Here is a 14,094-nt window from a genome sequence, read left to right on the forward strand (position 1 = left end):
AATTTATTAATAAAGTGTTCGAATAAACTTATTATTCCCATTCAATAGTTCCAGGAGGTTTACTTGTTATATCGTAAACTACTCTGTTTGCACCATCTACTTCATTAACTATTCTGTTAGATATTTTTTCTAACACATCATATGGCATTTTGAACCAATCAGAAGTCATACCATCTGAAGATGTAACAGCTCTTATACCTACTAAGTAAGCATATGTTCTTTCATCTCCCATAACTCCAACAGTTTTCACATCTGGTAATGTAGCAAAAGCTTGCCATATTTTATCGTATAGGTCAGCTTTCTTAAGTTCTTCCATGTATATAGCATCAGCTTCTCTTAAGATATCACATTTTTCTTTAGTTACTTCACCTATAACTCTTATTCCAAGACCTGGTCCTGGGAATGGATGTCTAAATATTAAATCGTAATCTATTCCAAGTTCTAATCCTATTTTTCTAACTTCATCTTTAAATAACTCTCTTAATGGCTCAACTATTTTAAACTCTATGTCTTCTGGTATTCCACCAACATTATGGTGAGATTTTATTGTAGCAGCTTCTCCATGTCCACTTTCTACAACGTCTGGATATATAGTTCCTTGAGCTAGGAAGTCCATTTTTCCTAATTTATTAGATTCTTCTTCAAATACTCTTATGAATTCTTCACCTATTATCTTTCTCTTAGATTCAGGTTCTGTAACTCCTTTAAGTTTACCTAAGAATCTATCTTCACAGTTAACTCTTATTAAGTTCATATCAAACTTATCTCTAAATATTCTCTCAACATCATTACCTTCATTTTTTCTAAGTAATCCATGGTCAACGAATACACAAGTTAAATTGTCTCCTATAGCTTTATGAACAAGTACAGCTGCAACAGATGAATCAACTCCACCACTTAATGCACAAAGTACTTTTTTATCACCTATAATTTCTTTTAATTCTTTTATTTTTTCTTCTATAAATGAATCTGTTGTCCAATCCCCACTTACCTCACAAACATTATATAAGAAGTTTCTTAAAACTTTATCTCCATCTAAACAATGTTCAACTTCTGGATGGAATTGTACTCCATATAATTTTTTCTCTGGATGATGCATAGCAGCTACTGGACAGTCTGCTGTATATGCTGCAACTTCAAACCCTTCTGGTAAAACATCTATTAAATCAGTGTGACTCATCCAAACTGTGTTTGTTCCAATACCTTCAAATATGTTTGATGCATTATATGTTATAGAAGTTTTTCCATATTCTTTTTCTGCATTAGTTCCTTTTCTTACGTTTCCACCTAATAAATGAGCCATTAATTGAACTCCGTAACATATTCCAAGTATAGGTACACCTATTTCAAATATCTCTTTAGATATTTTTGGTGATTCCTCTAAATATGCACTATTAGGACCTCCTGTAAATATTATTCCCTTTGGATTTTTAGCTTTTATTACTTCTATGTCTGTTGTGTGTGGTAATATCTCACAATATACATTATTTTCTCTAACTCTTCTAGCTATTAATTGGTTATATTGTCCACCAAAATCTATTACTAAAACTAATTCGTGTTGTTTTTTCATATTTTATACCTCCCCTTGAGTGCTGTAATTTGGTGCTTCTTTAGTTATTGTTATATCATGTGGATGACTTTCTTTTAATGATGCAGCTGTTATTTTTATAAATTCCGCATTTTCCATTAAGTCTTTTATTGTAGCTGCTCCACAATATCCCATACCAGCTCTTATTCCACCTATCATTTGGTATACTATATCTTCAGCTTTACCTTTATACGCAACCATTCCTTCAACACCTTCAGGAACTAATTTCTTAGCATCATTTTGGAAGTATCTATCTTTAGATCCTTTTTCCATAGCTCCTATAGATCCCATACCTCTATATGTCTTATATGATCTACCTCTATATAATACAGTTTCTCCTGGACTTTCTTCTGTTCCTGCGAACATAGATCCCATCATACAAATTGATGCTCCTGCTGCTAAAGCCTTCACTATATCTCCAGAGAATTTTATTCCTCCATCAGCTATAACTGGAACTCCGTACTTATGTCCAACTTCTGCACAGTCCATAACTGCCGTTACTTGTGGAACTCCTATTCCTGCAACAACTCTTGTTGTACATATAGATCCAGGTCCTATTCCTACTTTAACACAGTCTGCTCCAGCTTGTATTAAGTCTTCTGTAGCTTTAGCTGTAGCAACATTTCCTGCTATAACTTGTAAATTAGGATACTTTTCTTTAACCATTTTAAGTGCATTTATAACACCCATAGAATGTCCATGTGCACTGTCAAGTACAACAACATCTACGTTAGCCTTTACTAAAGCTTCAACTCTATCCATTAAGTCAGCACTTATTCCAAGAGCTGCTCCACATAGTAATCTACCTTGAGCATCTTTAGCAGAGTTTGGATATTGTATCTTTTTCTCTATATCTTTTATAGTTATTAATCCTTTTAAATGCCCTTCATCATCAACTAGAGGTAATTTCTCTATTTTATGTTGCTTTAATATTTGTTGTGCTTCTACTAAATTAATTCCTTCTTTTGCAGTAACTAGGTTTTCTTTTGTCATAACCTCGTCTACTTTTTTAGTAAAATCATCTTCAAATTTTATATCTCTATTTGTTATTATTCCGATTAATTTATTATTGTCATCTACTATTGGTACACCCGATATCTTATATCTCGCCATTATGTCATCAGCATCTTGTATTGTATGGTCTTTTGATAAATAGAATGGATCTACTATAACCCCACTCTCACTTCTTTTTACTTTATCAACTTCTAAAGCTTGCTCTTCTATTGACATATTTTTGTGAATTATTCCTATTCCACCTTGTCTTGCCATTGAGATTGCCATTTTAGATTCAGTAACAGTATCCATACCTGCACTCATTAATGGTATATTTAACTTTATAGTTTTTGTTAATTGAGTTTGTGTGCTAACATCCTTTGGTAATACCTCTGATCTTTGAGGAACTAAAAGTACATCGTCAAACGTTAACCCTTCTTTTAATATCTTTGCCATATCGGTTGCCCCCTTCATTATTTTCACATTATTTATTATTCTTATATAATCAAGTATTTTTATACTTTATATTCTAAAAAAGTGTACAAAAAAACCTGTATAATAACTTCTTTATATAAGTGAAATTACTATACAGGTTCCCAAAACTCTTTTATTTTATAGCCAACTTATAGGGATTTAAATCAGCCTATAAATTTACTTATTATGATAGAGTTTTGCTATAATAATTTCACTCATAGTCAGGATATTTTCGGTACCCCGGTAGAGACTCTCAGACCATATTTCCGAGTATATATGAGTGATTTTTTATTTGCTATATTGTATACAATTTGTATAAGTTGTTTATTAATTTATCAAATTTTCGAACTTGTGTCAACATTTTTATAGGAATTTATTTTTTATTGAGCAATTTATACTATCATATACGTTTTTTATGGGTAAATTAGCATTTTTAGCTATTATTCTACATTCTTCATATTCTGGTGTAACTTTTATGATTTTATTTTTATAATAACCTATTTTTACAGTAACTTCTCCATATTCACACTCTATTTTCTCAAATTTTCTTGAAAGTATCTCTCGATTATATCTTTGATATCTAATTCCAAATGTACTTGTTTCTATTAATATAATTTCTATAAACTTTTCTAAATGTACTTTTTTGCATAATACAGATAATTTAATAGCAGGTCTGTTCTTTTTCATATATATACTTTCTGTATATACATCTAATGCTCCCTCTTCTATAAGTTTTTCATATAAGTATGAAAAAATTTCAGAAGACATATCATCTATATTAGCATTTATTTCATATATTACTTCCTCTTTTTTTTTATACCCAAAATAGTCCTTAACATATTAGGTATTTCAAATTTTTTATGACCTATTCCATATCCTATTTGATCTACTTCAAATTCTAACACTTCTATGAATTCATCACATAAAGTTTTTACTATTGCTGCTCCTGTAGGAGTTGTACATTCTCCTTTAACAGTGTTTAATTTAACAGGTACTCCCTTTAGTATTTCTATAGTCGCAGGTGCCGGAACTGGCATAATTCCATGATCGCATTTTACAAATCCAGACCCTACAGGTACACAACTTGCATATATTCTATCTATATTTAGCAAATCTATTAAAATAGAGCATCCTACTATATCAACTATAGAGTCTATAGCTCCTACTTCATGAAAATGTATCTTATCTATAGTCGTTCCATGAACCTTAGCCTCTGCTTCTCCTATAGTCATAAATATTTTTTTTGCACGCTCTTTTATATTATCTTTTAAAGTTGAATTATCTATTATTTCAAAAACATCTACTAGGTGTCTATGGGCATGTGCTTCTTTTGCTACAACATTTACAGTGGTTCCAACTATTCCGCTTTCATTTTTAGATTTTATCTCTATATTAAATTCATCTCCTAAATTTAATTTTTCCATTTCTTCTAAAAACATTTCTGTAGGTACCCCTAAGTTAAGTAAACTAGCAATTGTCATATCCCCTGAAATTCCATTTACTATATCAAAATATAAAACTCTTTCCTCTAACATAATTTACTCTCCCATCTTTATATTTGCTTGTCTATTTTAAATTCATTTATTCCATTATTTAAAAGCCATTTACCTTTATATCCTCTTGAATATACTCCTAATTCAAAATGTAACATAGATATACCTAAATCAATTTTTTCATAGCCATGATTTTCTTTAGTATTGTAAACCTTAACTACATTATTTTTATATTCATATCCAACAGGTTTTTTATTAAGTGCTGATGGAGCTTTTAGAGCAAAATATATGCCTTGCTTAATTACATCAGGAGTGTAAGTATTATAGTTAATTAGCATATCTTTATAATCTTTTTTACTCTTATTTAATTTGCATATAAATTTTTCTTTTACTGATTTTTCCTTTTCTGTATAACCTATAGTTATTATGCACCTTAAATCTTCATTTTCGCCTATATCTATATAATTGATACATTCTGATTTGTTATATGTTCCCCCTACCCAGCAAGTTCCAAGTCCCATACTTGTAGCTTCTAATACTACCATCTCTCCATAGTACCCTATTTTTTCATCTAAATTATCTATATCTTTGCCTCCAACTAGTGCTATAAATGAATTAACTCCACTTAAAACCCCATATGAGCTTTTGAATCCTTTGAACGCATCTTTTCCATTTTTTATAAATTGAAAATTAAGACCAGATTCTTCATTTATTTTTTGTATAAGACTATTCATATTCTCTATATCAAAAATACTAATTTCTTTTGCTTTGTAAGTTCTTCTAGAACATCTTTTTTGAATGGCATCAACCCATAGCCTATCAAGCTTCACATCTAACACTCCTTTTCATTTCACACTAGCTATTAGTCTAATTTATTTATTGTAGCAGCTAAATATCCAGCTCCAAATCCATTGTCTATATTAACTACAGATATACCTGAAGCACAGCTATTTAACATCGTTAAAAGAGCTGATAATCCTCCAAAATTAGCACCATAACCTACAGATGTTGGAACTGCTATAACTGGTACATCAACTAATCCTCCTACAACACTAGGTAATGCACCTTCCATTCCTGCCACAACTATTAATACTCTAGCTGATTGAATTATATTCATTTTATTTAATAATCTATGTATTCCTGCTACACCTACATCATATACTCTTTCCACTTCATTGCCTAAAAATTTAGCTGTATAGTAAGCTTCATCTGCTACAGGAATATCAGATGTACCTCCTGTAACAACAACGATTTTTCCTTTACCTACATTTTCTATAGGTTTATTTTGCAACTTTAATATTTTTGAAAGCTCTTCATACTCACAATTAGGATATACTTTCTTAACTTTTTCATAAGTTTCTTTTTTGCATCTAGTTCCTAATATATTAGATCCTTTTTCATTCATCCTTTTTATAATTCCTAATATATGTTCATCACTTTTTCCCTCACAATATATAACTTCTGGATATCCATTTCTTATTTGTCTATGATGGTCAATATTTGCATATCCTATATCTTCATACGGTAAGTTTTTTAATTTATCCATTGCTAAATCTATATCAATATCATCATTTTTAACTTTTTCAAGCAAATCTCTAATATCCATAAGCTACCCCCATTAATATGTGTTTATTTTATAATAATTTTAACATACTGAAGTTTCGTTTTCTAGTAAAGCAATATTATAATTCTTTAAATAAAAATTCCCCTTATCTAATATTACAACAACTTCATTCATTGTTTAAAAATACTTTTTACAATTAAAGTCCAACTATTGATATGCATATCTTTTAAAATGCATCAATAAGCATTTATTTTTTAAGCGTAAAAAAAGACCTTTAAAAGGTCTTATTAACATACTATTCTTGCATATTTAAATTTTTCAATATATCCGCTTTGAAACAATCTATACTTATTCTATCTATAAACTCACCTAATTTTTCTCCCATTTGAGCATGCTCATTATAATATTCTAAAGTTGATTTTACTACTTCATACGCTTCTTTTTCTGAAAGCCCCTTTACTAAAATATCAGCTTGTCTTGGATTAAAACCTGCGCTACCTCCAACTGTTATGAAAAATTTTCCATCTATATCAACTATAACACCTACATCCTTTGAATATACACTTGTACACGCATTTCTACATCCTGCTACACCTATCTTAGTTCTATTTGGCAATGGCATTCCATGTAAATTCTTACTTATTTTCATCCCTATACCTATCGTAGGATATTTTGATCTTTTACAATAATTTGCAGGACACATCTCAACATTTTTTACAGAGTACTGATTTTTTACAGCAGGCTCCATTCCTAATTCATCCCATATATTTTCTAAGTCTTCTTCTCTAAGATTAGTTATAAGAATTCTTTGTCCTGATGTTAATTTCAGAACCCCTTTATATTTTTTTGCAACTTCTGCTATTTTTATAAGAGTTTCTGGAAGTACAAATCCTCCTGGTATATGAGGAGTTATTCCATAAGTTCTTTTTCCATCTTTTATTTTTTGTAAGTTCCCATAATTACCCATGATTTATTACACTCCTAAATTTTTATTTAACGTATTTCATTATTTTATAGTTTATTATACCAGTAATTTCAATTTTTAGACGTAACTTCTGTTACAAATAAAGAAAGATAGATTTTAATTTTTAAAATCTATCTTTCTTTGTACTTAATCTAATTTAATAGTATTTTTTATTTATACTAACTACAATACTTAATGATGATAAAATAAATAGACTTATATAAGGTAATATGTTACTATCTCCTGTTTGTGGTCCATTATGTTTTACTTTATTTTCAGTATTGATTTTTATTTTATTTTCTTCTTTATTATTTGTAGTTTCATTTATTTCTTTAATTTTTATACTATTATTTTCTTCTTTATTTTGTGTAATCATTTCATTTGTATTTGACTTTTTCACAACTTGATTTTCTGAAGTTATTTTAAACTCATATATTTTTGTATCTAACTTATATCCTTTGGGAACTTTAACTTCCTTGTAATAATAGTTTCCATAGTCTAAATTCTCTACTTCAATTTTACCATTTCTATCTGTAGCTAATTCTTCTATAAGTTTTTTATCATCATTATAAACATCTACAGTTATACCTTCTATACCCTTATTATTAGGATTAGATATATAAAGCTCAAAATCTCCATCTATTTCATTATTTTCTACTTTTTTAGTTACTTTTTGATTATTTGTTTTTATTTCAAAATCATATTTATTATTATTTTTAAGGTATCCTTCTAATAATTTTGTTTCTTTGCAATAATAATATCCATATTCTAAATTATTAAATACAACTATACCTTTATCATTTGTAGTTAATTTCGAAATTTCTTTATCATTTTTATCAAATACCGTAAATTCAACACCTTTTAAAGGCTCTTTACTTTCTGAATCTATTTTTGTTATTTCTAAACTTCCTTTTATTTTGTCTTCAGTATTGTTGTTTTTTACAATTTCATTGTCTTCCCTTATAAAAAATGGATGCATACTATCATTTATTATATATCCTATTGGACCTGAAATTTCTTTGTAGTAGTATTGACCATATTCTAAATTACTTAATTCAACTTTTCCAGATTTATCTGTAGTTAATTTTTCTATTATTTGTTTTTCAGAATTATATATTTCAACTCCAATTCCTTCTATACCTTTTTTATTATGATCTAATATATATAGTTGGAATCCTCCTATAATTTTATTATTTTCTATTGTTTTTACTACGATCTGATTTTTTGTTTTTATTTCAAAATCATATTTATTATTATTCTCAACATATCCTTCTAATGATTTTGTTTCTTTATAATAGTAGTTTCCATATTCTAAGTTATTAAACACAACTTTTCCTTCATCATCTGTAGTCAACTTTGAAACCTCTTTGTTATTTTTATCAAACACTGTAAATTCAACACCTTTTAAAGGTTCTTTACTTTCTGAATCTACTTTTGTTATCTCTAGATTTCCTTTTATTTTTTCATTTTCTACTGTTTTTTTAATTACTTCATCGTTGTTTTCAATTTTAACTGGATACATATTATCATTTTCTACATAGCCTTCTATAGTTTTACTTTCTTTATAGTAATATGTTCCGTATACTAAATTTTCAAATACTACTTTCCCTGTTTTATCAGTAGTTTTCTTTTCTATCTCTTTTTTGTCTTTATCTAATAAAGTAAATTCTACTCCTACTAATGGTTTTTTACTCTTTGAATCTATTTTACTTAATTCTAAATCTCCCTTTATTAAGTCTTTAGAATTATTATTTTTTACAACCTGGTTATCTTCTTTTATAGAAAACAACTGCATATTACTATTTATTACATAGCCTTGAGGTACTGAGATTTCTTTATAGTAATAGTTTCCATATTCTAAGTCATCTAATTCAATTACCCCATCTTTACCTGATGTAAATTTACCTATAGGCTCCTTTTTAGAGTTGTATATTTCAACTTCTATGCCTTCTACACCTTTTTTATTATTGTCTAATATAAATAGTTGGAAATAACCTCTGATTTTATCATTTTCAACTACTTTTTCTACTTTTTGATTGTTAGTTTCTATTTCAAATTCATACTTCTTATCATTTATAACATAACCTTCTAAAGCCTTCACTTCTTTAAAATAGTATTTACCGTATTCTATATCATAAATAATAGCTTTACCTTCAGTATTTGTAGTTGCTCTTGATATTTCTTTATTATTTTCATCGAAAATTACAAACTGAACATCTTTTAAAAGTTCTTTACTTATAGAATCAGTTTTTGTTATTTCTAAACTTCCTTTTATTTTGTCATTCTCTACTATTTTTTCTATTACTTCATTATTATTTTTAATCTTAATTGGATACAGATTGTTATTTTCTACATATCCTTCTATACCTTTACTTTCTTTGTAATAGTAATTTCCATATATTAAATTATCAAATACTACCTTACCTTCTTTATCTGTAGTTTTCTTTTCTAACTCATTATTATCTTTATCTAGCAAGGTAAACTCTACTCCTGCTAATGCTTTTTTTGTGTCTGAATCTAACTTAGTTATCTCTAAACTACCCTTTATCATATTATTTTTTATGGTTCTTTTTAATGTAGTGTTGTTTGACTCAATATTAATTGAGTAGTAATTATTGTCTATAACATATTCTTTAGGAACTTTTATTTCTTTGTAATAATAATTTCCATATTCTAAGTTATTAAATACTACTTTTCCTTCATCATCTGTCTTACTCTCTGATATCTCTTTTTTATTCTTGTCAAATAACTTGATATCTGTACCTTCTAGTAAAATACTACTGTTGTTTTTATCTATATTAGTTATTTCTAAATTCCCTCTTATTATAGAATTATCTATTTCAAGCTTTACATCACAGTCTTTACCTATCTTTATAGTAAATTCTTTTTTTTCATTATTAATTATATAACCTTTAGGTGGTTTAGTTTGAACAACTGTATAATCTCCTGGTGGCAACTCTAAACTTCCAATTCCTTTATAGTTAGTACTTATTTGGCCTACCTCTTTATCATTAATATTTTTTATAGTAAATTTAGAATTTGATAAGAATTTATTTTTATCATTTTTATCAATATTTACAATGGTAAATGTATGGTTTAATCTTTCATTTTTTATGCAACCTAAATCTACTGCCGTTCCTAGATCTTCTGGTTTTACTGTAAGTTTTATTTCTTTGCTATCTAATTTGTATCCATCTATGGTTTGTATTTCTTTTATGTAATAATTCCCTGGTTTGTCTATTGGAGATGTTATAATCCCATTTTCATCACTTTCAATGCTTTTTATAAGCTTTTTAGAACTATCTAGTAATTGGAATTTAACATTTTTTAATCCAGTTTTATTTATAGCATCTATTTTAGTTGCTTTAAATCTATAACCTTTTTTAGTATATACCGATCTGGTGTTAACTGATTCAGACCCTACTTTTATTTTAGCTACATTTTCTATAGTCGTTCCTTCTTCTACACCCGTAAAGTCTGTTACTATTTTTATCTGAGATACTTCTCCGTATTTTATATCTTTTTTATCATTTACTATATTTACTGTATTTGTACTTTTATCCACACTTACACTAAATTGTTCAGATGGCTCTACTTTTAGTATTTTAACGTATGGATTAATTTTGTCAGATATTTTTATATTTCCCTTATCAAAGAATCCTTCACTATCAAAAACTATATTGTAGGTAACTGTCTGATCGCCATTTTTATCTACAACTTTTTTGTCTACCTCTTTCCATGCATTTAATGCACCTGGTCCGCTTTGTAATCTAGCTGGGCATACTGTTGTTTGATTTATTCTATCTGCGGTAACTGTTGCTTTGTTATTGTATATTCTGTGTATATCATCTATCCTCAATGTGTAATAAACTTTATACCAATAATTAGTGTCGCCTACATACATATTTATATTTCCATCTTTGTCGACTATCTTACCTTTAAATTTATCTGTTACATTAGTATAATGGTTTTTAACATCTACAGTAACTATTTTCAGTGATCCCGGAACTATACTTGTATCTTCCGGTAACTCATCAAATATATTAACATTTTTAACTTCATGGAAGTTTCTGTTAATATCTATAACATAGTCCACTTGATTTCCTATAGTTTCTACTGCTGGAATAGCATTTCTATTACCTCTATCATCTACTCTATATACTTTATTAACTTTATCTATAATATCATCATTTATATAAGTATCTACTTTAGCTGAGCTCTCTTCTAATTCACTACTTCCATCATATAGTGTAGCTTCATTTAAATATGATGCTTCTTGCTTTATTACTTCACATGAATATCTTACTTCGTATCTAGAATTTATTTTTCCAAAGTAAGCCTTAAATGTTCCATTTTCATACTTTTTAGGTATACTACTTGTTACATCTTGTTTTTTACCATAATTATCAATTATATATACTCTAGCAGTATTTTCTAGAAACTTTAAAGAACTCGGTATTGTATCTTCTAGTTTAGCATCATTTATATTTGCAAATTTTTCATTTACATACAATGTATAATTTAACACCCTTCCTATAGAAGGCTTTTGTATAGTAGTAGTATTCACTGTTTTATATAAATATCTATCTGGTATTTCTATTGGTTTTGGAGGTTCTGGTGGCTTTGGTGGCGGGGGTATGGGTTTTGGATTGACCATAATCTCTTTCTCAGATTTTATTCCCTCTATATCAACTGCTATTTTGCCTTTTGTAGCTACTTTTACATCTTCCGCTTTTGCTACTATCTTTACAAATCCTTGTACAGCATATTTAATTTGATTTCCAAAAGTAGCCTCATATACTATTCCATCTGATGTTTGTGTAGATGTTCCCTTATCTTTAAAATGTTTTTTGGGGAAATCCACCTTTGCGTCTTTTAGTATATTGGGGAGTTTAATAGAAATTTTATCTCCATCTTCAACACTATAATTTGATATCTTATAATTTATAATTATTTTAATATCATTTTCTGAATTTAATACTCCACTACTAGGATTAGTAGTAATACTTAGACTTAAATCTGGAGTATTTGCAAATACAACTAATTGAGGTGAGATAATATTAATTATTAGTGTAAAGATCATCACCATGCTTATAAATGCTAAATTCTTTCTTTTCATAAACTGTCTCCTTTTCTTACATGCATTTATGTTTTTGTTGGTTCATAATGTAATATAATTTTTATTTATTATTTCAGAAAATTTAGTATACATAAATTTCCTCTCACATCAGACAGTTATATGTACGTAAAAAGTATTTTTAACTTTATACTATTTTTAAATTTTTATTTTATTAGTTATTTTATTTATAAATTCAGAATTTTAATACGCATAAAAAAAGAGATTGATTAATTAATTAATCAATCTCTTTTTAATATTTAATTCCCTACATCATTGGGGGCATTCCTCCACCCATTCCAGGCATTGGTTCACTCTCAGGAAGATCTGCTACTGCAGCTTCTGTAGTTAAGAATACTCCTGCTATAGATGCAGCATTTTGTAAAGCACTTCTAGTAACCTTAGTTGGGTCTACTATTCCTTCATCTATCATATTAACGTATTTTTCATTTAAAGCATCAAATCCTATTTCAGCTTCTTCATTTATAACCTTTTGTATTATAACAGCTCCTTCAAGACCTGCATTAGTCGCTATTTGTCTTAATGGCTCTTCTAAAGATCTTCTTATTATTTTAGCTCCAACTTGAAGTTCTCCTTCAAGCTCTTCTATTAATTTATCCACAACTGGTATTACACTAACAAGCGCAGTACCTCCACCAGCAACTATACCTTCTTCTACAGCTGCTCTTGTTGCATTTAATGCATCTTCTATTCTTAATTTTCTTTCTTTCATTTCAACTTCTGTAGCAGCTCCAACTTTTATAACAGCTACTCCACCAGCAAGTTTAGCTAATCTTTCCATTAACTTTTCAGTATCAAACTCAGAAGTAGTTTGCTCTATTTGATTCTTAATTTGAGAAACTCTATCTTCTATAGCTTTTTTATCTCCAGCTCCATCAACTATAGTTGTGTTCTCTTTTGTAACTTTTACAGAACCTGCTCTACCTAACATAGATAAATCAGCATCTTTTAAATCATATCCTAATTCTTCAGATATAACAGTTCCTCCTGTAAGTATAGCTATATCTTCAAGCATAGCTTTTCTTCTATCTCCAAATCCAGGAGCTTTAACAGCTACAACCTCGAAAGTTCCTCTTAATTTATTAACAACTAGTGTAGATAATGCTTCTCCTTCTACATCCTCAGCTACTATTAATAACTTCTTACCTTGTTGAACTATTTGCTCAAGTACAGGTAATATATCTTGTATGTTAGTTATCTTTCTATCTGTTATTAATATATATGGATCATTTAAAACTGCTTCCATTTTATCTACATCTGTTACCATATATGCAGAAACAAATCCTCTATCAAATTGCATACCTTCAACAGCATCTAATTCAGTATGCATTGTTTTAGATTCTTCAACAGTTATAACTCCATCTTTTCCTACTATTTCCATAGCTTCTGCTATTAAGTTTCCTACTTCTTCATCTCCAGCTGATATAGATGCAACTTGAGATATAGATTCCTTAGTTTCTATAGTTCTTGATTGTTTCTTTAACTCTTCAACAGATACTTCTACAGCTTTTTGTATTCCTTTTCTTAAAAGTACTGGGTTTGCTCCTGCTGTAACATTTTTTAATCCTTCTCTTATTATAGCTTGAGCAAGTACAGTTGCAGTTGTAGTTCCATCTCCAGCAACATCGTTAGTCTTAGTTGCAACTTCCTTAACTAATTGTGCTCCCATATTTTCAAATCTATCTTCTAGTTCTATTTCTTTAGCTATAGTAACCCCATCATTTGTTATAAGTGGTGCTCCAAATTTTTTATCTAATATAACATTTCTCCCTTTTGGTCCTAATGTTACTTTTACTGTATCTGCTAATTTATTTACACCAGCCTCTAAAGCTGATCTTGAATCTTGTGCGAATTTTATTTCTTTAGCCATTTTCAATACCC

Annotated in this window: 9 protein-coding genes and 1 riboswitch; all 9 genes read right to left on the reverse strand. The window is 28.6% G+C overall.

Annotated elements, in window-relative coordinates; all coding sequences use genetic code 11:
* Positions 1-31: 31 nt before the first annotated feature.
* A complete protein-coding gene (guaA, locus tag ACEXNK_RS14700; protein WP_373599895.1) occupies positions 32-1,570 on the reverse strand; it encodes a glutamine-hydrolyzing GMP synthase in 1,539 nt (512 codons plus the stop codon).
* A 3-nt stretch (positions 1,571-1,573) separates the two neighbouring features.
* Complete coding sequence (gene guaB / locus ACEXNK_RS14705; protein WP_373599894.1) at positions 1,574-3,037, reverse strand: IMP dehydrogenase; 1,464 nt, start codon at positions 3,035-3,037, stop codon at positions 1,574-1,576.
* 216 nt (positions 3,038-3,253) lie between these two features.
* Positions 3,254-3,355: riboswitch (purine riboswitch) on the reverse strand.
* Between the two features lie 63 nt (positions 3,356-3,418).
* Positions 3,419-3,823, reverse strand: a complete 405-nt coding sequence (gene larC / locus ACEXNK_RS14710) for a nickel insertion protein (protein ID WP_373599893.1) — start codon at positions 3,821-3,823, stop codon at positions 3,419-3,421.
* Positions 3,824-3,852: 29 nt separating this feature from the next.
* Complete coding sequence (gene larC / locus ACEXNK_RS14715; RefSeq protein WP_373599892.1) at positions 3,853-4,590, reverse strand: nickel pincer cofactor biosynthesis protein LarC; 738 nt, start codon at positions 4,588-4,590, stop codon at positions 3,853-3,855.
* Positions 4,591-4,607: 17 nt separating this feature from the next.
* Positions 4,608-5,378 (reverse strand): nitroreductase family protein, encoded by a 771-nt coding sequence (locus tag ACEXNK_RS14720; protein ID WP_373599891.1) that lies wholly within the window; start codon positions 5,376-5,378, stop codon positions 4,608-4,610.
* Between the two features lie 32 nt (positions 5,379-5,410).
* The gene (gene larB / locus ACEXNK_RS14725; RefSeq protein WP_373599890.1) at positions 5,411-6,154 is read right to left on the reverse strand and encodes a nickel pincer cofactor biosynthesis protein LarB; all 744 of its coding nucleotides are present in this window, start codon (positions 6,152-6,154) and stop codon (positions 5,411-5,413) included.
* Positions 6,155-6,407: 253 nt separating this feature from the next.
* Positions 6,408-7,079: an NAD(P)/FAD-dependent oxidoreductase gene (locus ACEXNK_RS14730; RefSeq protein WP_373599889.1), complete on the reverse strand. Its 672-nt coding sequence runs from the start codon at positions 7,077-7,079 to the stop codon at positions 6,408-6,410.
* A 154-nt stretch (positions 7,080-7,233) separates the two neighbouring features.
* Positions 7,234-12,195: an MSCRAMM family protein gene (locus ACEXNK_RS14735; RefSeq protein WP_373599888.1), complete on the reverse strand. Its 4,962-nt coding sequence runs from the start codon at positions 12,193-12,195 to the stop codon at positions 7,234-7,236.
* A gap of 265 nt (positions 12,196-12,460) precedes the next feature.
* Positions 12,461-14,083 carry a chaperonin GroEL gene (gene groL / locus ACEXNK_RS14740; protein WP_373599887.1) on the reverse strand — a complete coding sequence of 541 codons (1,623 nt, stop codon included), beginning with the start codon at positions 14,081-14,083 and terminating at the stop codon, positions 12,461-12,463.
* Positions 14,084-14,094: the final 11 nt, after the last annotated feature.

Source organism: Paraclostridium bifermentans (assembly GCF_964259345.1).
GTDB lineage: Bacteria > Bacillota > Clostridia > Peptostreptococcales > Peptostreptococcaceae > Paraclostridium > Paraclostridium bifermentans_B.

Bases quoted from the DNA above. Each gene is read 5' to 3' on its own strand.
- guaA (WP_373599895.1), bottom strand. From the start codon at position 1,570: ATGAAAAAACAACACGAATTAGTTTTAGTAATAGATTTTGGTGGACAA.
- guaB (WP_373599894.1), bottom strand. From the start codon at position 3,037: ATGGCAAAGATATTAAAAGAAGGGTTAACGTTTGACGATGTACTTTTA.
- larC (WP_373599893.1), bottom strand. From the start codon at position 3,823: ATGTCTTCTGAAATTTTTTCATACTTATATGAAAAACTTATAGAAGAG.
- larC (WP_373599892.1), bottom strand. From the start codon at position 4,590: ATGTTAGAGGAAAGAGTTTTATATTTTGATATAGTAAATGGAATTTCA.
- larB (WP_373599890.1), bottom strand. From the start codon at position 6,154: ATGGATATTAGAGATTTGCTTGAAAAAGTTAAAAATGATGATATTGAT.
- ACEXNK_RS14730 (WP_373599889.1), bottom strand. From the start codon at position 7,079: ATGGGTAATTATGGGAACTTACAAAAAATAAAAGATGGAAAAAGAACT.
- ACEXNK_RS14735 (WP_373599888.1), bottom strand. From the start codon at position 12,195: ATGAAAAGAAAGAATTTAGCATTTATAAGCATGGTGATGATCTTTACA.
- groL (WP_373599887.1), bottom strand. From the start codon at position 14,083: ATGGCTAAAGAAATAAAATTCGCACAAGATTCAAGATCAGCTTTAGAG.